This is a genomic window from Enterococcus sp. 9E7_DIV0242 (assembly GCF_002140975.2).
Classification (GTDB): domain Bacteria; phylum Bacillota; class Bacilli; order Lactobacillales; family Enterococcaceae; genus Enterococcus_L; species Enterococcus_L clewellii.
Genome location: NZ_CP147247.1, coordinates 4,458,211 through 4,484,538 on the forward strand (window position 1 = coordinate 4,458,211; position 26,328 = coordinate 4,484,538).

Genomic DNA, 26,328 nt, shown 5'->3' on the forward strand with positions numbered 1-26,328 from the left:
TATTTGGTATTTATTTTAGCGAAGGGAGGAGAAAAATGAAACAAAATAATAAAAAACTCGCTATCGGATTAGCTTTGGTTGGTTTGATTGGTTTGAGTTACTCCTACTTTAATAATTACTCTATGGTAAAAGCGGCACCTCTATCTCCAGCAGATTATATTGATTTTGGTCCAACAACAACACCAGGTGCCCATATTTTAAGGGGCAATAGTACAGATATAGATGGGAATATAGTTGAACTACCAGGTGAATATGGAACTATTTTCAAAATAAACCCAGATACCTCATATGAGGTATCTGGTAATCAAGATTACATCAATGTTGGAGATGTAAAAAAATCAAATGGTACGATTGCCAAAACAAAATATTATCGTTTCAAACCATTTTCATCATCGTTACCTGAAAATGAGAAACCAACAGTAAAAATTAAAAATGCTGGGGTTTTTCAGGGGAAAACAATAGATTTGAAATTGGTCATAGATAGTGTTGATCTTACAGGGGCAGAGGGAGAATATTTCAATTTTATTGCAGTACATCCTGAAGATGCTGAGCTAACACCTACTCAGATGAATTATCCTGTAAGTGACAGTTATGCAAAAACTTGGGCAGAGCTATTTCTATTTTTAGGAAGTGGTAATAGAAATACTGGATCAACAATGAATCCACTCTATGATTTGTATATACAAGGAAATAGTGCTGAGTACCATTATGAATTTTACTATAGTGATGATAATACAAAAATCGATGATTTTAAAGGTGTTTGGAACTTCGGGAACATAAACAGACAAAAAGCGGTTTCTGTGGAACATTCTGATATGACAGATTTTTCTGATGTATATATTAGGGAGTATGATTCTTCTGCGTCCCCTGTCAACTATATTGGGGTCAAGAAAGACTATAAGAATAATGTAGCTACTCCTAATTTTGTTGAGTTCGGTGCAGCAGGTTCTGCTGCGTTTACCCCTAACTCTAAAATATCAAAGTTGATCGGTGGCGATAATATTGACATGGGAGTTCAATATCGTCATACAAGCAGAGGACCTATGGCGATCGTTTATGATTCCAATTCTTTGGTGCGTATCGCACCGTCTCGCCCAATTGTATTCGGAGAGAAGAATAGTACCGCTCATGGTCAATCCGGTTACAAAGACCTAAGATATACAATTCGTCAAGCAACTTCACCAAACACGTACGATAACGGAATTGATAATCGGAATGATGCGTTTGAAATTCAATCAGAGGTTCCCGATTATTACGATATCCATAAGGATTCTGTCAAGGTTTATCAGTATCCATCTGGTGTGGAGGCTACTAGTTTGTTTAACATTGAAACAACTGGAAATACGGTACGAATAATTGCTAGAGATCCGAAAAGTGATGAGTTTGACGGAGAAGTATTTGATGTAAAAGTTGTTGCAAAACCAAATGCGACCTTTAATCTTCCAGCAAATAAAACACTTTATGGCTATATGGAATCCGGTGATCTGAATGGATACATGACAAACTTTGAGATGGGTGGTCCAAAAACGAAAGTGGTTTATTCTTATGCGACGAAAAAAAATGTTGCATTAGAATCACTGGAAATAGAGGGGCAAACAAAGTCTCAGGTGCGTTATGATGGTATTCCATCGGCGAATGCCAGAGAAAATATCACGTATCCTGTAGGAATAAATTGGGTGACGGAGTTCGGTACAGATCTTGACAATCGAACAAAAATCGAGGCAGATTTAATCAAGGATATCGCTGTAGATACAGAGAATTTTCCTCATGATGAAATAACTTCTATTAAGCTCGATTCAACCCGATTACCAGATACTTCGACAGAAAGAGATGTAGTTGTATATGTGATTTTGACAACGGCCCAGGGGGTTGAAGCAACAGTTCCAGTTACTATAACCTTAGAACAAGGAAATGCTGATTTAACCGTTCGCTTTGTAGATGAAACCGATAACGATATTACCGGTTTCGGCCCAGTTATCTTGACAGGAACAATTGGTGAAACAGCAAATTTGACTAATGAACCAGAAGTTACAGATGTATTAGCTGCTTTGACGGCTGCTGGCTATGATATTGTCGCCAATGGTAAACCGGCGAATGAAACAGCTGTAGCGTTCGAAGAAGGTGGGTCAACGGTCAAGTATATTCTTGCGAAGGCAAAAAGTACGATAACTGTTGAATTTTATTATGTGTCTAAACAAGGCGTGGAAACAGCTATTCAAGAAGTAGCACCTGTTGTGCTGAATAATAAAGAAGTCGCAACATCAGTTGATTTGACTTTAGAAACAAGCGTGATGGATGCGATTTCTACAATTGTGAACACAGGACGTTTCACATTGCTGAATACAGGTCGTCCAAGTGATGAAACGGCAGTGGTTGTTGAACGCACAAATAAAACAGTGAAGTATATTTTTACCGGTCAACTGAAGCTGGAATCCGTACCAACATTAGATTTCCGCAAACAGGCTATTACAGCAACAGATGCGGTAAAGGTAGATAACCCAAGCTTGATTGACAATGAAAATTATACTGCAGCGGATAACGTGGACCACAAGGATAAGCTGATTGTTTCGGATTATCGTAGTGTAGCAAATGGCTGGACACTATCTGTTAAGCTATTGTCGCCATTACTTCCGGATGAAGCTAATCCAAATACAGCGTATGTCTTGGCAGATGCTATTCGTTATGACACAGGCAGTGAAGAAGTAATTATTACAGAAGATTTACGAGACATTGTTTCTGAAACACATGAAGGTCAGTATGATGTGAGTTCTACTTGGACTCCTGCGGGTAAAGGTTTCAAGCTAGAGCTTCCGGCAGGTGCTGTCAATAAGATGGGTAAATACAAGGCAACGATGCAATACGTACTGGCAAATACACCATAGGATGGAGGAAGAATGAACGTGAGAAAAAAATCGCTTGTTTTACTTGTTACTTCTTTCCTTTTGGTGCTGAGTGTACTTTCAGGTTTTGCAATGAATGTTGCAGCTAATGGAAACGGCGGTTCTGTTCAAACGAACGGCGTCATCAGTTTTTATGATGAGACAATTGCCTCTTCCACTACAGAACCAACAGATTCATCCACAGCAATTTCTTCAGAACCGGAACCGTCAACTACTGATTCAAGTATCGTTGAGAAACCGGCTGGTGGTAAGCTGCCTTCAACAGGAGAACTGGTGAAGATGAGCCTATCTGTCAGTGGACTGGCTGTTCTAGTAGCTGTTCTGATCTTCTTCTTTTGGAAGAAGCGAAAAGACAATAGTAAAAGAGAGGGGAACTAATCAATGAAGATAACGAAACTGCTTTCAGCTGTTGTATTGTTTTCAACTTCCCTGCTCTTTTTCTGTGGACAGACAGCTGCAGCAGAAGAAGGAGTCAATCAAGACGCAGTCATTGAATTTACAAATGGGACAGAGATCGATCATATCGTAGATCCGGAACATCCGGAAATACCGGTTAATCCAGGAGAAAGTCCGAGTACGTCAGGGAGATTGAGGCTTGATTTTGTTCCTCAGTTGAATTTTTCTGCTAACGCTATCGCGGATGAAGAGGTTTCCTATCCGGTCAACGCTCAATTGTTTTTAGATGACACAAGTCCACGAGGAAATTTCATTCAGGTTTCCGATTATCGGACGACAGCGACAGCTCAAGGCTGGACGCTACAGGTAAGACAGGAAAGTCAATTCACTAATTCAAATACGACAAACAGCTCATTAAATGGAGCGGTATTGTCCTTTGATAAATCATGGACGAGCACACCAAATTCTACAACAGGAGCTCCCGTTGTCTCAAGTGAAGTTATTCGTTTGAATAATATTGGTGATACCTATGTATTAGCCAATGCTGAAAAAAACAATGGAGCGGGAACCTGGAGTATTTCTTTTGGTGCCTCCCCAGAACATACAAATGGTCAAGCATCAACATTGACCCCTAAGGTTGGTAAGGATGGTGCACCTCTTTTAGATGCAGCATTCAATAATCAGCAAGTTCATGAAAATAGCGCAATAAAACTAACTGTACCGAAAGGCACGACCGTCGATCCGGTACCCTATTCAACGGTGATAACTTGGATATTAGCCGAGTTACCATAAATAACAAACACACATTTTAGGAGGAAATACAAATGAAATTAACACACAAACTTTGCGGAGCTGCTCTATTGGCAGTAGCAGGAGTTGCGATTGCAGCACCAAGTACAAAAGCGGTTGATAGCTCAACTCACAGTGGCGATGCATACATCGAATTTACTCGTAACACAGATGGTGGTCCAGATACAACAATTACAAAACCTGGTACAACAGATTCAACAATCACAAATATCCCTGATGTTACAGATCCAGGTGATTTCGGTATCGTAGCAGTAACACCATTAGACTTCAGTTCTCATGAAGTGGTTGCAGGATCTATTGCTAGACGTGAATACTTTGCACTTCCGTTCGAAGCGAATAAAGGCAATGCTGATGCGTATAAAGTAGAAAACTTTGTTAAATTCCGTGACAAACGTTCAACTTTGAACCGTAAATATAAATTGAGTGCTCAAATGACTCAAGAATTTACAGGTAAAGTTGGTACACAGGATGTAACATTGGATGGTTCTATCTTGACATTCAAGAACATGGAACTGAAATCTATCGAGCCAGATCATTTGAAACCAGTAAATCCTACAATTGAACCAAGTGTTACATTAACATTGGGTGAAACAGCAAAAGCATTTGTTGAGAATACAGAAGCTTCTAGAGGAGCTGGTAACTATGAGCTTACATTTGGTACTTACGATAACGGTAGTGCTGCTGATGCAGTAAAATTAGACATTGATGGTACAGCTCAAATTTTTGAAACAAAATATACAGCTAAAGTTCTTTGGACATTGGCAGAAGTAGAATAAGCTAAAATATTTAAAATGATATAGCTAAATTTTGTTTATAGATTTACCGGTTCGGTCGAACCGGTAAATCTTCTTGTTGAAAATATGAAAGGTAGTAAGGTAACCGAGCGATGAAGAAAAATAAAAACTATTTATGGCCATTATTCCTTCTGTACATAGTTACAAGTTGTATTTGGGGTGTCTCTACATATGCAGAAGAAACAGCAACGACAGAAGGCGGAGCGGAAGATCCATTAGGTGGGTTTAATTATCAAGTTATTCTTCCGGAGAATCAACACAAAAAGGATGTTGGGTATTTCAATTTGATGATGGTTCCGGGACAGGAACAGATTGTGGAAGTTCAACTGATCAACGATTCTGCGCATGAAATGACGATCAATATTTCATTAAATGGAACCAAAACGAATGGAAATGGTGTAATCGAATACGGGCCAACCGACATAGAAGATGATAAATCATTGAAATATAAGTTTACAGATATAGTGACTGGAGAAAAGCAGGTAATTATTCCGGCACAATCACTTGTTTCTTATTATTTAACGATCAAAATGCCGGAGGCTTCTTATGATGGCAAGATTGTCGGTGGGATTCAATTGCAGCAGGAAGTGGATCATTCGAACAGTCAAGGTGGGATTATCAATGAATATGCCTACATGATTGGTATGGTACTTCAAGAAAACGAGACAGTACTAGAATCCAATTTAGAGATGAATAGAGCTTATGCCGGATTATCGAACTATCGAAATGCTGTTTTTATCAATTTCTCAAATACAGTAGCTGATTTTCTCAGAGATATGACAGTGGATGTTCAAATCATGCCTGCTGATTCAGAAGAAGTACTTTATGATACAAAAAAAGCCGGCATGGAGATGGCTCCCAACACATTAATCAACTTTCCTGTGACCATGAATGGTGATCCGATGGAGCCTGGAGATTATAAGGCGCATATTTTAGTAACCGCAGGTGAAAAGCGTTGGGAATGGACAGAGAATTTTACGATTACTGATGAAGAAGCAGATAAGTTTAACGGTCAAGATGTGTCGTTGCTTCAAGAAAGAACGATTGATTGGAAAATGATTGCAGCGATCGTTGGTGGAGCATTAGCAGTTATTCTGATAATTTTTGTTATTGTGCGTATCATTCTTAAAAATAAAGGGAAGAAAAAAGGAAAACGTAAGCCTTCAAAAAAGGGGAATAGAAAATAGTTTGAAAATGAGGGAAGATCTATGGATTTGAATATGAGTATGCTGGATTTGACCTTCATAGGTCTGCTGTCATTGGGAATTCTTCTACTCTTGTTGGGGGTTCTGTTCCTTTTTCTTAACGCAGCTGCTAGACGAAGTTTAAAAAAGATCAAGGCTAGAAGACCAAAAAATAAGAAAAAGAGGAAGCAATGGCAACGAATCTGCAAGAAGACAGAGCAGACGAAAAAGAAACGATTACGTACGGGTATTTTACTGTTGATTTTATCTGTACTGCTTGGCGGCAGTGCATCTTACGCACGCTATTATCAATTGACAAGCTTGAGTTCGTCTAATGCAGCAGCATTAGCGAAAAGCTATTATCTTATTGGAGAAATTGAAGGTCAGCTAAATTCTTATGGCAATGGTGCTTCGATTGAAAAGACAACGAAAAATATTCGTGATCTATCTCAACAGCTTGCGGGAGCGGGGACAGAAACAGCTTATGTGGGGATGGCTGTTGACGGACAGAAGCTGGTCAATCGACATTTTAATTTAGTAAAGAACTTAGGGATTAACTTAAATGAACAAGCAAGAACGGTTTTGGAGAATCAAGAAGAAATGACCAACTACTTGTCAGATATCGAAAAAGTAAAAGAAAGTCAGCAGAAAGTATTCGAGAAATATCAAGTAAATGAAAGTGCTTTACAGCAGAAGAAATGATTCAGCGGTAAGAAGTGATAAGCATGAAGAAAGAGAATAAAAAAAATAGAATGAAAAAAAAATCAGCAAAAACGCAAGGGAGAGTTACTCCCTTACGTTCAGCTGAACGAGAGAAAGAGAAACAATCTGCCAAAAAGAAAAAGCGGATGAATGTGACAGGAAAGAAGCAACAACTGAAAAAAACGGCGGAAAAACCGTTGCAAAAAAATAGTCGATCTCAATCGATACAATCTCAGCGGAAAAAGAAAGTATCTGCCGGCAACCGAAAAAAAAAGAAGTTGAAATTATTTATGGTGGAAATTGGTTTGACATTGAGTGTCTTTTTAGGGTTGTTTTTTCTGGTGTATTTTTTTACATTCAGAGTGGTTCAGACACAGGGCTATTCGATGACGCCAACTTTGAATGATCGAGATCAATTGTTTGTAAGCAAAATCGGTACGATTGAGCATTTTGATTTGATTTGTATCAAAGAGACTGGAACAAATGACCTGCTCATCAGACGTGTAATCGGTCTGCCGGGAGATCGTTTGGAGTATAAAGCGGATCAGCTTTATATCAATGAAACGGAAAAGGTTGAACGCTATTTGACTACTGGCATAGCACAAAATGGAGAAGTCCAATTTACAGAGGATTTTACATTAACTGAACTGACCAAAAAAAGTCAGGTTCCAGAGAAAAGCTATTTTGTATTAGGAGATAATCGTCCTTATGCATCGGACAGTCGTCATTTTGGTTTTGTTTCAGAGAAGGACGTTGTCGGTGTAGTCAAGTTTCGGATTTTCCCTTTCCATACAATGACTGTTTTTTAGTCGTGCAAAAAGGTCATATGCCTAATGGATTTATATAGAGAAGGATAGGTTGCGTGATGAAAAGAAACAAACTAATTAAATTTCGTTTGAAAAAACGATTTCCGACAAAGCAGAAAGAGTTCTTTATTTCTGCTTTCTTCTTTATTTGTATTATCGGTTTACTTCTCCTGTTTTTCTTAAAGATACGCACACATCGGATTGATGGAGATTCGATGAAGCCGACATTGCATAATGGCGATCGTGTGGCTATTTTAAAAACGGATGAGTTGAAAAGATATGATTTGGTCACTTTCATACCGGAAGAGGAACCGAATGAATCTTATATTAAACGGATAGTTGGCTTACCAGGAGATCGAATCTGGGTAGAGGGAAATGCTCTGTTTATCAATTACCAAATGGGCGACAGTGAGCCGGAAAGTAATCTTCCGGCAAAAGAACTACCAGATGGAACATTGAAGGTAACAATTACAGAAAATGTCTGGAATGACGTGGAACATTTAGAGGTGATCCCTGCGGATTGTTATTTTGTATTGGGTGATAATCGGACACATTCAACAGATAGTCGTCATTTAGGACTGATTAAATCAGAACAAATAGAAGGGACTGTCCTGTTTCGGTATTATCCATTTTCGAGTATAGGAAATGTAAATTAATGTAGATGAAGTGAGGAATATATGAAGAAAAAAGTAGGCAGCTATATTAGAAGAAATTACATTGCTTTGCTGGCAAGCTTTATGGTGCCAATAATTATTATGGTCATCGTTTATGCGATGAATGACGTTTATTTAGGCAGTGATTATAGCATACTCGCTAGTGACAGCTTTTCCCAATATTCAAATTTTCATGCAAGTTTTAACAATGTTCTACATGGAAAACAGAATATTTTTTATACCTGGTATGGATCGTTGGGTTTAAACTATTGGTCATTTTCTGCGTATTATCTCAATAGTTTGTTTACACCATTGGTTTTCTTTTTTGACAATGGTGCGATGCCAGATGCGCTCTATGTTATCACATTGGTAAAATTCGGTGCAATCGGGTTTTCATTTTTTGTTTTTGCGTCTCAAACATTCCCCAAAATGTCCCCCTGGCAACATATCTCTTTCAGTGTTGCGTATGCATTGATGGGCTATACCGTTGCTTACTCACCAGTTATTATGTGGCTGGATGCATTTGTTTATTTGCCTTGGATTATTTTAGGCATCAATCGAATATTGAAAGGGAAAAGTCCTCAAGTATTGTTTTGGAGCTACCTTTTGCTCTTTTTGTCTAATTTCTATATGGCATTTATTGTGGGATTATTCTCTTTCTTGTTCTATATCGCCCATTTATTTATTGACTGGAAGCAATACAGGCGAAGTATTCGTTTTTATTTGATAACGGCGTTTTCGGCCGGCGGAGCGTCAATGGTAACGATTTTACCGACGATTATGGATTTAAGGAACAATGGCGAATCGCTAGAACCGATCAATAATTTTTTTACTGGAGATACAGGTGTTTGGGATTTTGTTGTAAAGAACATGGTAGCGGCTTATGACACCAGTAAATATGGGTCAGCTCCTTTTATCTATGTTGGATTGATCCCATTGATTTTCTGCTGCTTCTATTTCGTATCAAAGAAATTTTCTTTACGAAGCAAGCTGGGCTATGGGTTTCTGCTGCTGATAATTGTTGCGAGTGTATATGTTGAACCGCTGAATCTAGTGTGGCATGGCCTACATGCACCAAACATGTTTTTATTCCGGTTTAGTTTTTTAGTGTCGTTCTTAGTGATTTTTCTGGGCTGTTATGGCTTTGAAGCCTATGAAAAAGAAGACCGAAATAAGCTATTTAATATTTGTCTCGTACTTGGCGGTTTGTTCATAGCATCGATTCTTTTCTCAAACCCTAAAAGATATAACTATATTACCAATGAAACACTCTATGTAACGATTGGGTTGTTGATCGCTTATCTGTTTTTTATTTCCATTTATAAGACAAAAGGGCGTGTTGAAAAATTTGCACCTATACTGCTATTAGCGCTTATGCTTGTCGAGGTTTTCTTCAATACAAAGGGAATGGTTGCTGGTATACGGTCAGATTGGGGATACCCTAAACGAGAGTATTACTCCGAGTCTTATTCAGCTATAGAGCAATTAGTAGATCAGACAAAAACGGAGAATAATTCAGTATATCGGTTGGAAAATCTTGATCAGGTATCCCATAATGACAGCTTTAATTATGGGTATAGTGGCGTGACCATGTTTTCTTCTATTCGAAATCGTCACTCCTCAGCTTACTTGAATGGACTAGGCTATCGCTCGCTTGGTACCAATTTAACAATCAATTATGCAAACAATACACTTCTTATGGATGCTTTATTAGGCGTTAAATATAATCTAGCGAAAGAAGATCCGATGAAGTTTGGTTTTCAAAAAACTGCAGAAAGTGGTGACTATAGTTTATATGAAAATCAATATGCCTTGCCTTTAGGTGTGCTGACGGATGAAGAGATATTCGGAACAGATGCGGTAAAAAATCAAGTAGATTTATTCACTCATTTATCAGGCGTAAAGGATATTGGGATAGAGATTATTGAGCCAAGACAAGTAACCTTGGAAAATACAACACTCACTACATCAGGGAGAGAACAAATATATACTGAAATCAGTCCAACAAAACCGCAAACAATCACTTGGTCTGTTTATGTACCGGCCAAACAGCAAGCCTATATCAGTCTATATCCAACAGATATGAGTTATATGTTTGATAGTGGTGTCGAGGTCACTGTCGATGGCGTGGCTAGAGAATCGCAGATAGCTTCAACAGGTCAATACTATAATCTTGGATACTATGAGGAAGGCACGACTGTGCAGGTCACTACAGCATTTACTGGTGCCAGAATGGTTAAAATCTATAAACCCGATATTTTGTTGATCGATACACTAGACTTCAAAAAAGCTGTTGAGGCCATTCAGGAGAAGGGGGTGTCATTTCAAACAACAGGGCGAACGGCGACTGCAGCTGTTGATCTAAAAAAGGATCAAGTGCTTTTTACTACGATTCCCTATGATGCGGGATGGAGCGCCTATGTCGATGGCAAGAAGGTAGAAATACCAACATTCAAGAAAGCCTTTTTAACACTCAATGTGCCTGCTGGCAAACATAAAATCGAATTTGTCTTTTTACCTCAGGGATTCAAAATTGGTGCAATACTTTTTGTCAGTGGTCTTGTTTTATTTCAAGGATTTGCATGGTATGACACACGAAAAAAAGAAAGAGGAGCTATAAATGAATAAAAATGGATTACGTATACTTGTATTGCTACTCTTTATTTTGAGTGGCTGTTCAGCAAAACTGGCAGATGAAAAAACAACTTTTGAAGGTGCAGGACACCAATACGAATTCAGTCTGCCGGATACATGGAAACAGCAGGAATCATCCGTCTATAAAAAAAACTATGGTGAAACAGCTGTTTTTGGTGCAGAAGATGAAAAAAGTGATTCTTTCATGTACATTTTGACTTTTCCGATAGATGAAGTGGTACTTGAAGGATTTGGTGAAAAAACGAGAGAAGACCTGCAGAAGGTTCATGGGTATAAAAACAGTGAAGATATTTTTATGAAGGAATACGAAGTGAATGGTTATCCGGCATTTAAATATACTGTAAATACTTTTTATAAAGATGACAGTATTTGGGTGCATTATTATTATATTGTAACGGAAAACAGTTTGGTTCAAATCAATTATTATTCTGCGGATGATCGAAATTATGAGAAGCGTGTAGAGATCCTGAATGAATCGGCGGATAGTCTAAAAGAAATTGGCGAAGCAACGATTGAGACAGAGGAGTCTACCTCAGAAATAGAGTCTAACAGCTTGTATACTGAAAATGATCTTCTCCGATTTGATGTGACAGGCTATCGAAAGATAACGGTGGCTGACCAAGAGTATTTGGCTGTACGATTCAAAATAATGAACAAAGCAGATACAGCGGTGACTCCGGCACTCTGGTATGAGAAAACGACACTTAAACAGGGGGAAAACAAGCTGGCTCAAGCTGAATTTCCAGATGACGCAGAAGCAGCAAACTTGAAAGAGTTGGCTGTAACCAATAAGGAACCAGTGCTGAAAGGTCAAGAACAGGAAGGACTTGCTTTCTATAAAGTTTCTTCGGACGAAAATGAACGGATAGTGAAAGTCCTGTTTAATGAGGATGAGTTCGAACGGGATCAAGAAATCCAACTCGATTTAAGCACATTTGATGATGAATAATTTCAATAACATAACAGAGGTGAATTGGATGCTTTTTTGTAATAAGAGAAAAAATAAGGGCTTGTTGTTGGTACTCTTGTGTTGTAGTTTCATGCTAGTGGCTTGCAATGAGTCAAAAACAAGTACCAATAAATTAACACCTGAGGATCAAAAAATCAGTTGGTCAAAAGCAAGAGAGTCAGCTTTTTACAATTATTCGTTTGAAAAGCTAAGCAAGGAAGACGCAGATGAACTGCTGATAGACAAACTGGAGTTGGCACACACGAAAACCTTGACAGCTGCGTCAGAGGTCTTGGTGAATCAGCTGGTAGAAGAAGATAAATGTTGGATTGAATCAACACAGTATACTGTTTCGTCAGACAAACAGGAAACCAATTATTTGTCGTATTGGACATTCAAGACAAGTGAGGGCTATTATCCATTGTATGTTCAGACTCAGACAATATATACCTATGATAAAGAACAGAAATTGGCTTATGCTTCAAGAGAATTAATTGAAGTAAAAAATATTACTTCTACCGGAGAATTTAATGGAAAAGATTTGAAGAAATTAATTTCTCAGTTAGGCGATGTATACAATATTCCTGAAAAAGATTTTTCAGTCAAGCTTTCAGAAGTATTACAGCAAACAGATGCTACAACTGTTTTATTTGATACCTTGGAGGCAGCAAAAAAAGAAAACAGCATCGGAAAAAAACTTTATGTAAAAAGAGCAGAGAACGGTGTTGTTTCTCAAGTGGTCGTAGTGATGGAGGACCATAGCTTTGAATGACACTTAGTGCTGAAGAAAGTCATTTAGAATCATTTGTAGTACGCGAAAACAATCAGCTGACAGTTGAAATGAAACTGTCAGCTGATTTGTTACGTCTTGAGTAGATACAGGTTGGTGCATACCTAAAATGTTTAGATGTACGTTTTAGTCAATTATTGAGAATACTGAATGTTTCAGACTCGTTCTAATGAGACTCATAAAAGTCATAAATCGTGTTTAGACGATTGGCGTAATCGGTGTAGCCGAGTACTTCGGAAAAAATGTCAATGATTTTCTTACACTGCTCCTTCCCTTTTGGATCGTCCATTTTCATAAGAAATAGGCCGTGAACGTAACGAGCAAATAAATCATAATGAAGATAACAAAACTCTCTATTACCGGATAGTTGATCAAAGTAGGAATCCAGAAGCTTTCCTGCTTTTTCTAATTCGTTTGCCCTCAAAAGACCTAAGATAATATGAAGGGCAGCATCACAGCGCCATTGGTTGATGGTAGTAGACACCGATTTTCGCTTTAGCAATTGTTTTCCATATAGAAATGATTCGTCTGGGCTAAAGAGGGCTCTGGTGTAGGTCAGTAAAAATAACTCAAACTTCCCCCATTGCTCTGTTTGACGAAGATAGTTTTTGATTTCAGTGAGATCAACCGTGTATCGTTCGAAAAAAAGATAATTATAGTAGTCTTTCCCTATATCAGCTGCATACTTATATTTTTTGTCTCGCGTTTCTTGATAGTCTTCTTCCTGTTTTTCAATAAAACTTTTCATTAGAAAAGAATTGCCGGCATTAAAAGCATGGTCTAGATCCTGCTCTGTTTTTAATAACCAAGTGTCCATGTTATCGGTTATGTGGGCTAAAAATTCTTCAGTTGTTACATTCATTCTAGATAGCAGCTGTAGTAAATTCGCAAAGCGAATATCGCTGTTTCCGTTTTCATATTTTCCTAAAAACTGTGTTGTGACAATACCTGTTGCTGTCTCTTTTACGGATAGATTCTTTTCTTCTCGGATTTTTTTGAAATATTTCCCTGTGCTGTTCAAACGAGCTCACCTCTTCCCAGTTGAAACTATAGTTTCATTCCTTTCTATTTTAACAAAAACAATCGATAGAGAGAGTTTTTTTGAATAGATTTTTTCTGTTTTTCGATTCTATTGAGGGCAACTGCTATGATAAATGAAAGAGAAGGAGTGAGAAATATGAAACATTTAACAATCAGTGAGCAGTTCTTTTTATTGGTAATGAATAAAAAAGGGACAATTGGCGCCTTGAATGATTATGGAAAAGTTAGTCTAGTCATGGCTGGCTTGTTGGATCTGCAGAATGCCGAAGTGATAGAAATCAGAGACAGTGAGGTGCTGATACTGAATGCAGAGCTTCCTGTAGAATATAGTGGCTTAGCTCCTTTGGTAGAGAAGCTCCAGAGTCTGAAAAAGCGGACACTTGAAAAAGTTGCGGATGCCTATGGTGGTACATTTTTAGAAAAAGAACTATCTTTATTGATAGCGAGTATTCGAGAGCAATTGATTAAGAAAGGCTTAGTAAGTAAGAAGAGTGAGGAAGGGATTTTTGGAGAAAAAATCAATTGGTACGCTGACGAACCTGAGATAGAAAGGATCATTCATTCTATAAGAAAAAGCTTTAGTTCTATGGAAGAAAATTTGGATCAATTAGCATTGGTTTTATTATTGCAAAAATCCAATGCACTGACCCAGTACTTATCCAAGCATGATCAAAAAATGATCAAGGATGAATTAAAAGCATTGAAGCGCAGTGATTTGGCAAAAGACATCCAAAAAATGATGGGCGTGATCGATCAGCTGTATACAGTACTAGCAGTTGCAGTGATTATATAACTAAAAAACGAATGAAAATCGGATGGCGAAGGAACCATCCGATTTTTATTATAGTTTAAGCATCTCGATTACATTGATTTTTTTATGACGGGTAGGTCTGAGTGGGAGACATAGACAGCGGTTTTCACGCCTTTTTTATGTCGTTTTACTTTCCCTTTTTTTGTTGATTTTACTCTCTTATTTAATCCACTATGTGATTTCATTTTGGGCATGATAAAGCTCCTTCTCGGTATTCAATAGGCCAATACTTGTGCCATTCATTTTCTTTCACACTGTGTTATTGCCTATAGATTGTTTTCTTTATATGAATCAGACGCTTAAGTTCGACTTTGAAAAGCTATAATCTTCTTTTTATGTTTCTTTTAAAATAGTACGCGATGAGTGGGAAGATAGACGATTTATGATTCAGATAATATGCTTCAACGAATTCTTCTTTCCACCTATAAGTATTAAAATCGAAATGGCGGCGTAAATTCAGTGATCCTCATACTCAAACCTCCTTAAAAAATAGAACAAGAAAAAGACCTTTTTCTTACTAAAGAATCTTCTATCTTGAATCATCTTTAGTATAGAAAAAAGTCTTCCTGTGAACTTCTGAATTCTTGCTCTATTTGATAGGAATGCAAACATTCATTTTAACGTAGTTGTTATCAAAATCAATTTTTTGATACATATTTAAGCCATACTTTCTGCTCATTTCATACGGGCTTTGCGGCAGCCAGACGATGAACAAACCTTGAATCTCACTGAAAATATCCTGAATATATCCTTCAAATGGGTAGACAGCGAATTTTCCACCTTCCAACAACGTTCTATTGTTGTCATGAATTGACGTATAATCAAAGTCAACTAGACATAAATCACATACATTGTTATGACGTGTAGTTGAAGAGGGATCATTATAGAATCTTTCTGTTAAAACGTTATTTCCATTCATAGACTGGCTGTTTCTATCTATAAAAAGCCGCCATTTTTCTTTTATATCCCTATAATTTCCTAATGTTCTTTCAAAAATCATGTAGGAGTTTTTAATTTCCTTGATTTGAATTTTACTTTCAAATGCTTGATATGTAACAAATTGTCCCGATTTTTCAGGATAAAAGGGATTCGCTGTATTCTGATGGTGAGGCAGCTTTCTATATATTGAAGGGGGAGAATGGTAGTACTCTTTGAAGATTGAGCTATAGTTTGTTGAACTATAGCCGTAATCTAAGCCGATTTCCGATAGTGAGCGTTCTTTCTTGAGCTTAAGATCTATAGCACTCTGCTCCATTTTAAACCGTCTAATAAAGGCATAGACACTCTCACCCGTTACTTCTTTGAAAATCCTACAAAAATAGTATTTTGAGAGGAAAAGATGCGCTGCTAAATCATCAATTGTGATATTGTCTTCTAAATGGTTCAACATATATTCTATACTATCAGTCACTATAGCTTTCTTATCCAAACACTTCACCCCCTTCTTCTATATAGTATTGCTTTTTAAAATTCTTGATAGTAAGTGCTCGAAGTATCTTAGCAGTTATCCTAATTGAGCATTTTATAATAATTTGCTTGATTTTTTCGTTTTGTAAAGCCAATATGCTCATAAAATTGATGGGCAGAAGTTCGATCCTCACCAGAGTTTAGACGGATACCGGTAGCATCAATAGTAAGCGCCCAATGCTCCACTTCAGTCATCAAGGCTTTGCCACAGCCTTTTCCATGAACCGTTGTAGCAACCGCAAGGGCCAAAATATTGAGCAGCTTTGGGGCATAGGTTGTTTGGTAGACAGCTGCGTGGATATAGCCGCAAACCTGTCCCTCGATCAAACTGACAAATAGCTTGTTGTCTGACTCTTTGAGCAGGCTTTCAAGTTGTTTTTTGGTCAGTTCCAATGGGTAATCGTAGCCTAAAGATGTTTGGTTGATTGCATGAAGCGCCTCAGCGTCAGCAAGTTGTGCTTCTCTTATATTCATACAAGTTCCTCCTCGTAAAATAATTGACATTATCAGTAAAAACAATGCGTTAAACTCAATAATCAATAGAATGATGGCGATTTTTTCTAATCGTCGTCAGATATTTAGCCTTTATCTGCAATTTTCTGAGCTTTACCAGTATTCGCAAAATGAAGCTTGGCGTAGTTCTCTAAGAGAGACAGTCCACCTTGTTTTAAAATTCGTGCAGCGACCTGATCAGATTTTGCACCGGCACCAGATGGTACGGCAAAACCCAATTCTTTTCCTTCTTTTTCCAATTCCTCTAGAAAAGCAGCTCGACAGATGATTGAAGCGGCAGCAACAGCGATATGGTATTGTTCACCTTTCGTGATAAAATATAATTTTTCACTGACTTGATTTCGTTCATCCCGAACGTATTTTCGGTAATTTCCTTCCGGCGTGAACTGATCGATAAGAATGCCTTCTGGTTTGACTGGATCAAGATCACGTAGAAGAAGAAAAATCGCTTGGTTATGCAAGGCAACCTTCATGTGAACCGCATTATATTTTGGCTGTATTTCGTTGTATTTTTTTGGTTCCATAATCAATAGTCGATACGGAATCAGCTCTTTGATTACTTTAGAGAGCTTGATGATCTGATCATCTGTCAGCTCTTTAGAGTCTCGCACGCCGAAAGCCTGTAGTTTGGGAATCATATCCTTTTCAACATAGGCTGCACAGACGGTGACCGGCCCGAAATAGCTGCCGTTTCCGACTTCATCACTGCCGATAGCAGAGCGTTGGGCAAAGCCGGCAGGCAGTGCAGTGCTGCTTTTACCTGTTGCTTTCTGTTCCCCTGTCTTTGTAGGTGCTGGTGCGCCCCATTTGGCTGCTTCTCTTTCCGCGTCATTGCCTTGAAACATGACTTTTCCGGAGGTATAAGCAGTAATAGTTGTCGTTCCAACCTTGGCAGAAAACTCAGTGTATGGGATTGCTTTGTTAAGCAGATTTTTTTGATAAGATTGCTTCATTTTATTTAGAGTATCTTTAGATACTTTGATTACTTGATTGGCCATTATTTCTCCTCGCTTTCATTTCTTCTATGGTAAAAGAAAAACGATCAAAAGGAAAGCCTCAACTGAAAATAGTATTGGTTTTCAGTAGGTAAACAGGTAAGATGGAAGAATAGATGAAAAAGAAAAGAGTTGGATAACATGAATGCAAAACAAATTGAAAAGAACGAGTTGTACTATTATAGCTTGGTAAGTCCTAAAAAAGAGTCAAAGCAATTTATTGAACACAGTAATTCGCTGGTACCACAAATGTATGATTATAATTTCTTCTATATAAAGGACCCTTTGTTTGTTTCAGAGCTGCCTGCTTTTATGAGAGGCTATGCGGAGGAGCAAGGTTTTCTTAAGTTATTTGGACGAATCTTTCCAACGAAAGAAAAGGCAATGTGGCTTGCGCCTACCTTTGAAGGTTATGACTATTCGGAGGAGCAATTGGTCTATTTAGCTTTGGAGGATTACGAAGCATTGGAACAAGCCCAGACTGAAGTTGCATATCGGAAAGTAGAAACAGAGGCGGACCTGCAGTTGTATTGTGCGTTTGCTTTTAATGATGCGAAGCGGATATCCTTGAGCTTTGCGGAAGAAAAAATGAAACTGATTCGTTGGTTGTTCCAATTGCAACCTGCAAGTTTTTATATTGCTGTAGAAGAGGATAGAGTGGTCGGCAGTATCGATTTTTATGAACTGCAGGAGTATTATAAGGTAGAGAATGTTTACGTAGATGAAAAATATCGCAAGCGTGGGATTGCGGGAACATTAATCAAAACGGCGGTTCAAGAACGGACGAACAAAGCCATGGGTGTCGGTCTAACTACCCATGTTGATGGAATGGCGCGTTCTTTGTACAAAAAACTGGGGTTTGAGGAAAAAGCCTTTTCTATCAATCATTTATTTGTCAAACAGATGGAAACTAAGAGGAATGAATAACAACAGATAGCAAGGTGAATAAGTACGAATAGTGTATAGTAAGAGCCGTAAGAGAACACAAAGGATTTGTTTGTTTGAACTTTCTTCCTATTTATGGTAAACTATGTACAAGTAATGATACTAAGTGTGAGTGAGCGGGTTTCTGCTCACTCTTTTTAATGGCATCGATCAGGAGCCTTGAGTTGCCAATGGTACGTTACATCTAATCTCGAAGGAGGCGAAAATTTTGAGTAGTGTCGTGGAAACTGTTACTGAGTTAGTCACACCGATCTTGAAAGAGCAGAATTTTGAACTTGTAGATATAGAGTTTGTCAAGGAAGGGAAGAACTGGTTTTTACGAGTGTTTATTGATAAAACAGGTGGCATTGATATAGAAGAATGTGCATTTGTCAGTGAGCAATTAAGTGAACGACTGGATGCAATAGAACCAGATCCGATTCCGCAGGCCTATTTTCTCGAGGTCTCTTCTCCGGGGGCAGAACGTCCATTGAAGAAGGAAGCTGACTATGAAAACGCAGTGGGAGAGTACATCCATCTTTCTTTCTATCAAGCTGTAGAAGGCGAAAAACAGATCGAAGGAACACTGAAAAGCTTTGACAAAGAAACAGTCACCTTGACAGTGAAAATCAAAACAAGAACAAAAGAATTGGTCATCGATCGAAAAAATATTGCAAAGGCTCGTTTAGCAATAAAGTTTTAAGGCAGTAGCTTCTAACGGTTTGTCTTTCAGTAAAGAAAGACAAGATTCGTTCAGCTTTGACTAAAAAATCGGGAGGAAAGAATAACTAATGAGCAAAGAGATGTTAAACGCTTTAGATGCATTAGAAGCTGAAAAAGGAATAAAAAAGGAAATAGTGATTGAAGCACTGGAGGCAGCATTAGTTTCCGCATATAAGAGACACTATGGACAAGCTAATAATGTTGAAGTGGAGTTCGACGAAAAAAAAGGGAACATCCACGTATATGCTGTAAAAGAAGTGACTGACGAAGTAATGGATTCACAGCTGGAAGTATCTTTGAAGGATGCAATGGCAATCAACAAAGCCTATGAAGTAGGCGATAAAATTCGTTTTGAAGTAACGCCAAAGGATTTTGGTCGTATTGCAGCTCAAACAGCGAAGCAAGTTATTTTGCAACGGGTTCGTGAAGCAGAAAGAACAGTTATCTATGATGAGTTCAGTGCGTACGAAAATGACATCATGCAAGGAATCGTTGAAAGACAAGACCGTCGCTACATTTATGTCAACCTTGGTAAAATAGAAGCAGTATTATCAAAGCAAGACCAAATGCCGAATGAGTTTTATCAGCCGCATGATCGAATCAAGGTCTATGTATCACGTGTAGAAAATACATCAAAAGGACCACAGGTTTTCGTAAGTCGCAGCCATCCGGATTTATTACGTCGCTTGTTTGAACAGGAGATTCCGGAAGTCTATGATGGTATTGTAGAAATCGTAAGTATTGCCAGAGAAGCGGGAGACCGTTCAAAGGTTGCTGTCCGTTCTAATGATGCCAATGTCGATCCTGTAGGAACTTGTGTTGGACCAAAAGGACAACGTGTACAGGCAATCGTGAATGAGCTAAAAGGCGAAAACATGGATATCGTAGAATGGAATGAAGATTCTGCAGTCTTTATCAGTAATGCATTGAATCCAGCACAGGTTGTAGACGTAATTTTTAACCCTGAAAATCCGAAAGCTTGTACAGTGGTCGTTCCAGATTTCCAATTATCTTTAGCAATTGGGAAACGTGGGCAAAATGCTCGTTTGGCAGCAAAACTGACAAACTTTAAAATCGATATCAAACCAGAATCAGAAATGGAAGACTTTTACGCTCAGCAAGCTGAAGCTGCTGATGGTGAAGAACTTCTTGATGTCTATGAAGAAGAATTTGTTGAAACAGAAGCTGCAGATACAGTAGATTATGAAGAAACAGATGATGTAGAAGCTGAACTTGATATGGAACAGCCGGAAGAGGCTGAACAAACAGAAGAATAACGTTTTGGAGGGGATCGAAAATGAAAAAAAGAAAAATTCCAATGCGCAAATCTGTTGTTTCAGGAGAAATGAAGCCTAAAAAAGAACTTGTTCGTATTACTCGCTCAAAAGAAGGCGATGTTTCTCTGGACCCGTCTGGAAAAATGCCGGGAAGAGGAGCCTATATAGCACTTGATCCAGAGGAAGTTAAAAAGGCACAAGCAAATAAGATACTCGATCGAGTATTGGAAACAACATTGACTGATGCCTTCTATCAAGAGCTATTGGATTACGTTGAACACCAAAAAGCACGTAAAGAGTTGTTTGGAAATGAATAAAGAAAAAACATTAAGCTTACTTGGTCTGGCAATGAGAGCTGGGAAATTGATCACTGGTGAGGAATTAACAGTGAAAGATATTCAAAATAATAAATCAGCTTTTGTATTCGTTGCAGCAGACGCGAGTGAAAATACACGGAAAAAAATCAAAGATAAGTGTTCCTATTATAAAGTTTCCTGTAATTGTGAACTGCTCCAATCAGAAATCAGTCAAGCAATTGGCAGAACACGGATGATCGTTGGTGTAAATGATAGGGGCTTCGCCAGGAAATTTGAGGAATTAACGAAAGGCTAGGAAGGTGATTGCATGGGTAAAAAGAGAATATATGAATTAGCCAAAGAGATGAATCAATCGAGTAAAGAGGTAGTGACCAGAGCACACGAACTGGGGATTGATGTGAAAAATCACATGGGAGCAATCAGCTCTGATGATGAAACAAAAATCCGTTCTGCATTTACGAAAAAGAACAGTCAGGCACCTCAACAGAAACCAGCAAATCAACAGCCAACTAAACAGCAAGGACAAAAATCAGACCATATGAGAGATAATAATACTAGTAATCGCCCACAGCAGGGACAGCAAAACAAACCAACGCAACAAAGTAGAACGGCACAACAAAGCCAAGGGAACAACCGTCCGCAACAAGGACAACAAAACCGCCCAGCACAACAAGGACAAAGTAATAATCGCCCACAACAAGGCCAAACAAATAATCGTCCACAGCAAGGACAACAAAACCGTCCACAGCAAGGACAGCAAAACCGTTCGAATCAACAAGGTCAAGGGAATAATCGTCCACAGCAAGGGCAGCAAAACCGTTCGAACCAACAAGGTCAAGGCAACAACCGTCCGCAACAAGGGCAACAAAATCGTCCGGCACAACAAGGCCAAAGTAACAACCGTCCGCAACAAGGACAGCAAAATCGTTCGAACCAACAAGGCCAAGGAAATAACCGTCCGCAGCAAGGACAGCAAAATCGTCCGACACAGCAGGGCCAAAGCAACAATCGTCCGCAACAAGGACAACAAGGTGGTCAGAATCGTCAAGGTACTGGAACAGGTACCGGCACTGGTCAGAATAATCAAAACCGTGGCAATAGTCAAAATAGAAACAACAGCTTCGGTGGCGGCGGGAACCAAAACCGCAACAATCGTGGCAACTACAACCAAAACCGTAACAGATTTAATAAAAAAGGGAAAAAAGGCAAGTATCAAGAATCTACGAAGCCGCCAGTACCAGCTAGAAAGTTCAAAGAGCTACCTGAAGTATTAGAATATACGGAAGGTATGAACGTAGCGGATATCGCGAAAAAAATCTACCGTGAGCCAGCAGAAATCATCAAGAAGCTCTTTATGATGGGCGTTATGGTTAACCAAAACCAATCTCTGGATAAAGAAACGATTGAGCTTTTAGCTGTTGACTACGGCATTGAACCAAAAGAAAAAATTCAGATTGATATTGCTGATATCGATAAATTCTTTGAAACAGAAGCGATTTCTGAAGAAAATCTTGTCACTCGTCCTCCAGTTGTAACAATCATGGGGCATGTTGACCACGGGAAAACAACATTGTTGGATACACTGCGTCATTCTCGCGTAACATCAGGAGAAGCAGGCGGGATCACACAGCATATCGGTGCATACCAGATCGAAATCGAAGGTAAGCCGATCACTTTCCTTGATACACCAGGACACTCGGCGTTTACAAGTATGCGTGCACGTGGTGCAAGTATTACAGATATCACGATCCTAGTAGTTGCAGCAGATGATGGTGTGATGCCTCAGACTGTTGAAGCAATCAACCATGCGAAAGCTGCTAAGGTACCAATCATTGTAGCAGTCAATAAAATTGATAAACCAGGTGCTAATCCGGATAATGTAAAACAAGCATTGTCTGAACATGAATTGATTCCGGAAGAATGGGGCGGAGATACGATTTTTGTCAACATCTCAGCGAAATTCAACCAGAATATTGATGAGCTGCTGGAAAATATTTTACTGATAGCTGAAGTGGAAGATTTGAAAGCTGATCCGACTCAAAAAGCAATTGGAACAGTTATCGAAGCTCGCTTGGATAAAGGAAAAGGAACTGTAGCAACCCTATTGGTTCAACAAGGAACCTTGAAAGTCGGCGATCCAATCGTTGTGGGTAATACCTATGGACGTGTTCGTGTGATGACCAATGATATCGGCCGCAGAGATAAAGAAGCTGGACCGGCAACACCAGTTGAAATCACAGGATTGAATGGTGTGCCGCAAGCAGGGGATCGTTTTGCCGTATTGGAAGATGAAAAGACTGCGCGTCAAGCTGGAGAAGAAAGAGCGAAGCGTGCCTTGTTGGAACAGCGTTCAGCGAACAATCGCGTGACTCTGGACAATCTGTTTGAAAGCTTGAAGGAAGGCGAACTGAAAGAAGTGAACGTCATCATCAAAGCCGATGTACAAGGTTCAGCAGAAGCTTTAGCAGCCAGTCTACAGAAGATTGATGTTGAAGGTGTACGGGTGAAAATCGTCCATTCAGCAGTTGGTGCGATCAATGAAAGTGATGTAACGCTTGCAGCAGCAAGTAATGCCATCATCATTGGGTTCAACGTTCGTCCGACACCTCAGGCGAAACAGCAAGCAGACCAAGAAGAAGTGGATATTCGTCTGCATAGAATCATCTACAATGCGATTGAAGAGATCGAAACGGCGATGAAAGGGATGCTTGATCCCGAGTTTGAAGAAAAAATCACTGGACAAATGGTTGTTCGTGAATTGTATAAAGTGTCTAAAGTCGGAACGATTGCCGGCTGTTATGTAACAGATGGCTCTATCCGTCGTGATAGTGGTGTACGTGTCATTCGTGATGGCATCGTTATCTATGAAGGCGAATTAGCCAGCTTGAAACGCTTTAAAGATGATGCAAAAGAAGTGAAATTAGGATTTGAATGTGGAGCGATGGTCGAAAACTTCAACGACTTGAAAGTTGATGATGTGATCGAAGGCTTCGTAATGGAAGAAATCAAACGAGCTTAATTCCTCTGCTCCATAGCTGAGAGGAGAAAAATAAATGGCAAATTATCGTGACCGTCGTGTTGGACAAGAAATTTTGCGGGAAATCAACGACATCTTGAGAAAGCGTGTCAGAGACCCTAGAGTCCAAGATATTACGATTACAGACGTACGTGTGACAGGCGATCTGCAGCAGGCAAAAATCTTTTACAGCCTGCTTTCAGATTTAGCTTCAGATCACCAAAAGGCCCAGCAAGGGCTGGACAAAGCGAAGGGACTGATTCGTAAAGAATTGGGACAACGCCTGACGTTGTATAAAACACCTGAGCTTATTTTTGAAAAGGATGCATCAGTAGAGTATGGCAATCATATCGATGAACTGATCCGCAAACTGAATCAAGAATAAGAAAAGTGTAGCCTGTAAGAAGAGAATAGAGGAAAACATTGAATTCAATGTTTTCTCTGTTCTTTTTTGTAAGCAGAGATAGTTGGTTTCTGCATTGAGATTTTTCTATCCCATAAAAAAACGCTGACTAAATTTCAAACGAAATTTTGGTCAGCGTTTTTTATATTAAGTTAATCTGTCTGTTCAGAGTTGTTCCAATGAGGAACTATGTCGTTTCTTCTTTTTATACTTGTGTCAACAACCTACTTGGATCGGATTTTAAGAAATACTTCTATGTATTTACTCTTAACCTTCAGTTGAAACAGAGAGATCTTTTGACATTTTTACACAAAGAATATTGTCTTCTAAATAGGTTCCAGACTTTTTTGTATAGCCAAGCTTTTCATAGAAAGGAACAACACTGATTTCAGCAGACAAAGTGGAAGTCGTACAGCCTTCTGCCACAGCTTTATCTTCTAACGCTTTCATCAGCTTACTACCCATTCCTTTTCTCCGGTAGTCTTCTTGAACACATAAACGGTCTGGTTGAACAATCTCTTCTTCTGCTAGTTCATAACGTAATGTTCCAACAACTTCTCTGCCTTGGTATAAAACAAAGTACTTACGATCTGGTGTGTCCAGTCTATCAAACTCGTCTTGGATTGAGATGTGTTGTTCTTTAACGAATACTTCATATCGAAGGGCAAAAGCTGCTGCCTGATTCCATCGTTCGTTTCCAAAATGTAGTTTCATGATTTTCCTCCATGTTTCTCATAATAAAATAGTAATTCAATGGTATACTTATAATAACAGAAAAGTGGAAGAAATACGAGGAGGTTCTTTTATAGTGTTCATGGAGCAATTGGACTGGATCAGCTGGAAAAAGATGTCCGACAAAGCTAAAAAGTCTGTATTTCAGCAGGTTTTGCTTTATTATGTACATCCAATGACGGAAATCAGCGACATTCGTTTGAAAGATTATGAATTATATGGAATAAAATGCCGAACCTTCGAATTGGAATTGGATGGCGAAACATTTGTTTTTATCCCAGGAAACAAAGAGGCAATTCTAGGCTGGGATCTTGGAGCAGAAGGCTTGCGTAGCCATGAGTTGCTTGGCTTTGATTTGTTGGAAACAGAAGACAAAACATTCAAAACAAGCTTGAAGCATGAAGAGCTTGGCGAAGCAGCTGATTGGATTGAAGCAGAGGAGTCTTATGATTTTAGCTCTCTTGATGGGATCAGTCTGTATATCAATGACCACACAAGTGAATTGAGAAAAACAAAGATTCCTGCGATGCTTGTTCAAAAATATGCACTGCCGGCAGGAACAGAAATTCTAGGTATTATGGATACTGTTACAGGTACCTTCAAGGGTGAAGTGACACACTTCCTCCCTTATGAAGAAGAAATCACAGCTACTCTGTTTCCAACATTATCGGCTGTGGAAAGTGTGTTTTGGGAGTTTCCCAAATCGATACACAAGCGTGATAGCTACTATTTAGAGTTTGTACCGACAACGGATGCGTATCTGGTCTACTCTTCTCGTGAACAAACCCATGCACAGCTGAAAAAGAGAATTGAGCAAAAAGGATTCAGTCTTTTATCTGAGGATCAATGGGAATTTGCTGTAGGGGCTGGAACAAGAAGACTTTTTCGGTGGGGAAATGAACTATTGCTTCCGCCAAAGGCTTCCGGTCGCCAAATCCTTGATAAGATAAATGGCCCAAATATGTTTGGAGTGGTAATAGACAGTCATCAAAATAGATATGAGCTGACTGACAGAGAACAAGTCGTCAAGCTCGAAAGGCAGCGTCCACAGCGTTCGCTGATTGAGAACATGCTTCCTTTATCCACGTATTATCAGTCGCAGCATATGCTTGCAAAGGACCAGATTCTTAGCCCTGATATCTATTTATATAGAAAGATGATTGCTATTGAACTATAAAGAAGCCAGTAAGGGCAACACGAATCAAGTTCGCTGTTGACATTGGCACGTTTTTTCCTTATACTTTGAGAAGAAATCTAAAGAACATCTTTTTGATCCACTGTATTAACAGAAAGTTCTTCATTGTTGAGAGAAGAATAGTACACGGTTGAACGGGCTCTCTTTAGAAAGTTTCAGCAGAAATGCTGACGCAACTCAGCGTTATTGAGCTTAAGAGGTAATGATACAACATCATTGCAATCAAGGTGGTACCGCGAATGATCGTCCTTGACTGCGATGGTGTTTTTGTGTGT

At 38.9% G+C, this 26,328-nt stretch carries 25 protein-coding genes; 20 read left to right on the top strand and 5 right to left on the bottom strand.

Going from position 1 to position 26,328, the window contains the following annotated elements; genetic code table 11:
• Positions 1-35: 35 nt before the first annotated feature.
• The 11 genes from A5888_RS20755 to A5888_RS20805 all read left to right on the top strand — a co-directional run bounded on the left by A5888_RS20755 (position 36) and on the right by A5888_RS20805 (position 12,621).
• Entirely contained in the window at positions 36-2,882 is a 2,847-nt protein-coding gene (locus A5888_RS20755; protein ID WP_086349337.1) for a WxL domain-containing protein, read from the top strand.
• A gap of 12 nt (positions 2,883-2,894) precedes the next feature.
• The gene (locus A5888_RS20760; RefSeq protein ID WP_086349338.1) at positions 2,895-3,278 is read left to right on the top strand and encodes an LPXTG cell wall anchor domain-containing protein; all 384 of its coding nucleotides are present in this window, start codon (positions 2,895-2,897) and stop codon (positions 3,276-3,278) included.
• A gap of 3 nt (positions 3,279-3,281) precedes the next feature.
• The gene (locus tag A5888_RS20765) at positions 3,282-4,088 is read left to right on the top strand and encodes a WxL domain-containing protein (protein WP_086349339.1); all 807 of its coding nucleotides are present in this window, start codon (positions 3,282-3,284) and stop codon (positions 4,086-4,088) included.
• 32 nt (positions 4,089-4,120) lie between these two features.
• On the top strand, positions 4,121-4,882 hold the full coding sequence (locus A5888_RS20770) for a WxL domain-containing protein (RefSeq protein WP_086349340.1): 762 nt from the start codon (positions 4,121-4,123) through the stop codon (positions 4,880-4,882).
• Positions 4,883-4,992: 110 nt separating this feature from the next.
• Positions 4,993-6,087 carry a DUF916 and DUF3324 domain-containing protein gene (locus A5888_RS20775; protein WP_086349341.1) on the top strand — a complete coding sequence of 365 codons (1,095 nt, stop codon included), beginning with the start codon at positions 4,993-4,995 and terminating at the stop codon, positions 6,085-6,087.
• A 21-nt stretch (positions 6,088-6,108) separates the two neighbouring features.
• Entirely contained in the window at positions 6,109-6,786 is a 678-nt protein-coding gene (locus A5888_RS20780; RefSeq protein WP_086349342.1) for a hypothetical protein, read from the top strand.
• A 23-nt stretch (positions 6,787-6,809) separates the two neighbouring features.
• Positions 6,810-7,595 carry a signal peptidase I gene (lepB, locus tag A5888_RS20785; RefSeq protein WP_339101823.1) on the top strand — a complete coding sequence of 262 codons (786 nt, stop codon included), beginning with the start codon at positions 6,810-6,812 and terminating at the stop codon, positions 7,593-7,595.
• A gap of 56 nt (positions 7,596-7,651) precedes the next feature.
• A complete protein-coding gene (lepB, locus tag A5888_RS20790; protein WP_086349426.1) occupies positions 7,652-8,248 on the top strand; it encodes a signal peptidase I in 597 nt (198 codons plus the stop codon).
• A 21-nt stretch (positions 8,249-8,269) separates the two neighbouring features.
• The gene (locus A5888_RS20795; RefSeq protein ID WP_086349344.1) at positions 8,270-10,873 is read left to right on the top strand and encodes a YfhO family protein; all 2,604 of its coding nucleotides are present in this window, start codon (positions 8,270-8,272) and stop codon (positions 10,871-10,873) included.
• A complete protein-coding gene (locus A5888_RS20800; protein WP_339101824.1) occupies positions 10,866-11,849 on the top strand; it encodes a hypothetical protein in 984 nt (327 codons plus the stop codon). Before A5888_RS20795 ends, A5888_RS20800 begins: the two co-directional genes overlap by 8 nt.
• A gap of 28 nt (positions 11,850-11,877) precedes the next feature.
• Positions 11,878-12,621 carry a hypothetical protein gene (locus tag A5888_RS20805; RefSeq protein ID WP_339101825.1) on the top strand — a complete coding sequence of 248 codons (744 nt, stop codon included), beginning with the start codon at positions 11,878-11,880 and terminating at the stop codon, positions 12,619-12,621.
• Between the two features lie 184 nt (positions 12,622-12,805).
• On the opposite strand, the gene A5888_RS20810 is transcribed toward A5888_RS20805, so the two are convergent.
• Positions 12,806-13,660 carry an Rgg/GadR/MutR family transcriptional regulator gene (locus A5888_RS20810; RefSeq protein WP_086349347.1) on the bottom strand — a complete coding sequence of 285 codons (855 nt, stop codon included), beginning with the start codon at positions 13,658-13,660 and terminating at the stop codon, positions 12,806-12,808.
• A gap of 156 nt (positions 13,661-13,816) precedes the next feature.
• Here A5888_RS20810 and A5888_RS20815 point away from each other — a divergent pair, with 156 nt between their 5' ends.
• Positions 13,817-14,473, top strand: coding sequence for a GPP34 family phosphoprotein (locus A5888_RS20815; protein WP_170924788.1), 657 nt, complete (start codon positions 13,817-13,819; stop codon positions 14,471-14,473).
• A gap of 607 nt (positions 14,474-15,080) precedes the next feature.
• Here the strand turns inward: A5888_RS20815 and A5888_RS20820 are convergent.
• From A5888_RS20820 to rnhC, 3 genes are all read right to left on the bottom strand, one after another.
• The gene (locus tag A5888_RS20820) at positions 15,081-15,920 is read right to left on the bottom strand and encodes an AraC family transcriptional regulator (protein WP_339101826.1); all 840 of its coding nucleotides are present in this window, start codon (positions 15,918-15,920) and stop codon (positions 15,081-15,083) included.
• An 80-nt stretch (positions 15,921-16,000) separates the two neighbouring features.
• Positions 16,001-16,432, bottom strand: a complete 432-nt coding sequence (locus A5888_RS20825; protein WP_086349350.1) for a GNAT family N-acetyltransferase — start codon at positions 16,430-16,432, stop codon at positions 16,001-16,003.
• Between the two features lie 104 nt (positions 16,433-16,536).
• Positions 16,537-17,472 carry a ribonuclease HIII gene (gene rnhC, locus A5888_RS20830; RefSeq protein WP_086349351.1) on the bottom strand — a complete coding sequence of 312 codons (936 nt, stop codon included), beginning with the start codon at positions 17,470-17,472 and terminating at the stop codon, positions 16,537-16,539.
• Positions 17,473-17,607: 135 nt separating this feature from the next.
• Here rnhC and A5888_RS20835 point away from each other — a divergent pair, with 135 nt between their 5' ends.
• The 7 genes from A5888_RS20835 to rbfA all read left to right on the top strand — a co-directional run bounded on the left by A5888_RS20835 (position 17,608) and on the right by rbfA (position 24,108).
• On the top strand, positions 17,608-18,393 hold the full coding sequence (locus A5888_RS20835; RefSeq protein ID WP_086349352.1) for a GNAT family N-acetyltransferase: 786 nt from the start codon (positions 17,608-17,610) through the stop codon (positions 18,391-18,393).
• Positions 18,394-18,619: 226 nt separating this feature from the next.
• Entirely contained in the window at positions 18,620-19,093 is a 474-nt protein-coding gene (rimP, locus tag A5888_RS20840) for a ribosome maturation factor RimP (protein ID WP_086349353.1), read from the top strand.
• Positions 19,094-19,181: 88 nt separating this feature from the next.
• A complete protein-coding gene (nusA, locus tag A5888_RS20845; RefSeq protein ID WP_086349354.1) occupies positions 19,182-20,390 on the top strand; it encodes a transcription termination factor NusA in 1,209 nt (402 codons plus the stop codon).
• Between the two features lie 20 nt (positions 20,391-20,410).
• Positions 20,411-20,707, top strand: coding sequence for an RNase P modulator RnpM (gene rnpM / locus A5888_RS20850; RefSeq protein ID WP_086349355.1), 297 nt, complete (start codon positions 20,411-20,413; stop codon positions 20,705-20,707).
• Entirely contained in the window at positions 20,700-21,002 is a 303-nt protein-coding gene (locus A5888_RS20855) for a L7Ae/L30e/S12e/Gadd45 family ribosomal protein (protein ID WP_086349356.1), read from the top strand. The genes rnpM and A5888_RS20855 overlap by 8 nt, the downstream gene beginning before the upstream one ends.
• Positions 21,003-21,014: 12 nt before the next feature.
• Complete coding sequence (infB, locus tag A5888_RS20860; RefSeq protein WP_086349357.1) at positions 21,015-23,726, top strand: translation initiation factor IF-2; 2,712 nt, start codon at positions 21,015-21,017, stop codon at positions 23,724-23,726.
• 34 nt (positions 23,727-23,760) lie between these two features.
• A complete protein-coding gene (gene rbfA / locus A5888_RS20865; protein WP_086349358.1) occupies positions 23,761-24,108 on the top strand; it encodes a 30S ribosome-binding factor RbfA in 348 nt (115 codons plus the stop codon).
• 285 nt (positions 24,109-24,393) lie between these two features.
• Here rbfA and A5888_RS20870 read toward each other — a convergent pair whose 3' ends face one another.
• The gene (locus tag A5888_RS20870) at positions 24,394-24,840 is read right to left on the bottom strand and encodes a GNAT family N-acetyltransferase (protein ID WP_086349359.1); all 447 of its coding nucleotides are present in this window, start codon (positions 24,838-24,840) and stop codon (positions 24,394-24,396) included.
• Positions 24,841-24,940: 100 nt separating this feature from the next.
• Here A5888_RS20870 and A5888_RS20875 point away from each other — a divergent pair, with 100 nt between their 5' ends.
• Positions 24,941-26,035: a DUF7278 family profilin-like fold-containing protein gene (locus A5888_RS20875; protein WP_249274485.1), complete on the top strand. Its 1,095-nt coding sequence runs from the start codon at positions 24,941-24,943 to the stop codon at positions 26,033-26,035.
• Positions 26,036-26,328 lie beyond the last annotated feature (293 nt).

Excerpts from the sequence above, each read along its gene's own strand:
- A5888_RS20755 (WP_086349337.1), top strand. The coding sequence starts at position 36 with ATGAAACAAAATAATAAAAAACTCGCTATCGGATTAGCTTTGGTTGGT.
- A5888_RS20760 (WP_086349338.1), top strand. The coding sequence starts at position 2,895 with ATGAACGTGAGAAAAAAATCGCTTGTTTTACTTGTTACTTCTTTCCTT.
- A5888_RS20765 (WP_086349339.1), top strand. The coding sequence starts at position 3,282 with ATGAAGATAACGAAACTGCTTTCAGCTGTTGTATTGTTTTCAACTTCC.
- A5888_RS20770 (WP_086349340.1), top strand. The coding sequence starts at position 4,121 with ATGAAATTAACACACAAACTTTGCGGAGCTGCTCTATTGGCAGTAGCA.
- A5888_RS20775 (WP_086349341.1), top strand. The coding sequence starts at position 4,993 with ATGAAGAAAAATAAAAACTATTTATGGCCATTATTCCTTCTGTACATA.
- A5888_RS20780 (WP_086349342.1), top strand. The coding sequence starts at position 6,109 with ATGGATTTGAATATGAGTATGCTGGATTTGACCTTCATAGGTCTGCTG.
- lepB (WP_339101823.1), top strand. The coding sequence starts at position 6,810 with ATGAAGAAAGAGAATAAAAAAAATAGAATGAAAAAAAAATCAGCAAAA.
- lepB (WP_086349426.1), top strand. The coding sequence starts at position 7,652 with ATGAAAAGAAACAAACTAATTAAATTTCGTTTGAAAAAACGATTTCCG.
- A5888_RS20795 (WP_086349344.1), top strand. The coding sequence starts at position 8,270 with ATGAAGAAAAAAGTAGGCAGCTATATTAGAAGAAATTACATTGCTTTG.
- A5888_RS20800 (WP_339101824.1), top strand. The coding sequence starts at position 10,866 with ATGAATAAAAATGGATTACGTATACTTGTATTGCTACTCTTTATTTTG.
- A5888_RS20805 (WP_339101825.1), top strand. The coding sequence starts at position 11,878 with ATGCTTTTTTGTAATAAGAGAAAAAATAAGGGCTTGTTGTTGGTACTC.
- A5888_RS20815 (WP_170924788.1), top strand. The coding sequence starts at position 13,817 with ATGAAACATTTAACAATCAGTGAGCAGTTCTTTTTATTGGTAATGAAT.
- A5888_RS20825 (WP_086349350.1), bottom strand. The coding sequence starts at position 16,432 with ATGAATATAAGAGAAGCACAACTTGCTGACGCTGAGGCGCTTCATGCA.
- A5888_RS20835 (WP_086349352.1), top strand. The coding sequence starts at position 17,608 with ATGAATGCAAAACAAATTGAAAAGAACGAGTTGTACTATTATAGCTTG.
- nusA (WP_086349354.1), top strand. The coding sequence starts at position 19,182 with ATGAGCAAAGAGATGTTAAACGCTTTAGATGCATTAGAAGCTGAAAAA.
- rnpM (WP_086349355.1), top strand. The coding sequence starts at position 20,411 with ATGAAAAAAAGAAAAATTCCAATGCGCAAATCTGTTGTTTCAGGAGAA.
- A5888_RS20855 (WP_086349356.1), top strand. The coding sequence starts at position 20,700 with ATGAATAAAGAAAAAACATTAAGCTTACTTGGTCTGGCAATGAGAGCT.
- infB (WP_086349357.1), top strand. The coding sequence starts at position 21,015 with ATGGGTAAAAAGAGAATATATGAATTAGCCAAAGAGATGAATCAATCG.
- rbfA (WP_086349358.1), top strand. The coding sequence starts at position 23,761 with ATGGCAAATTATCGTGACCGTCGTGTTGGACAAGAAATTTTGCGGGAA.
- A5888_RS20870 (WP_086349359.1), bottom strand. The coding sequence starts at position 24,840 with ATGAAACTACATTTTGGAAACGAACGATGGAATCAGGCAGCAGCTTTT.
- A5888_RS20875 (WP_249274485.1), top strand. The coding sequence starts at position 24,941 with ATGGAGCAATTGGACTGGATCAGCTGGAAAAAGATGTCCGACAAAGCT.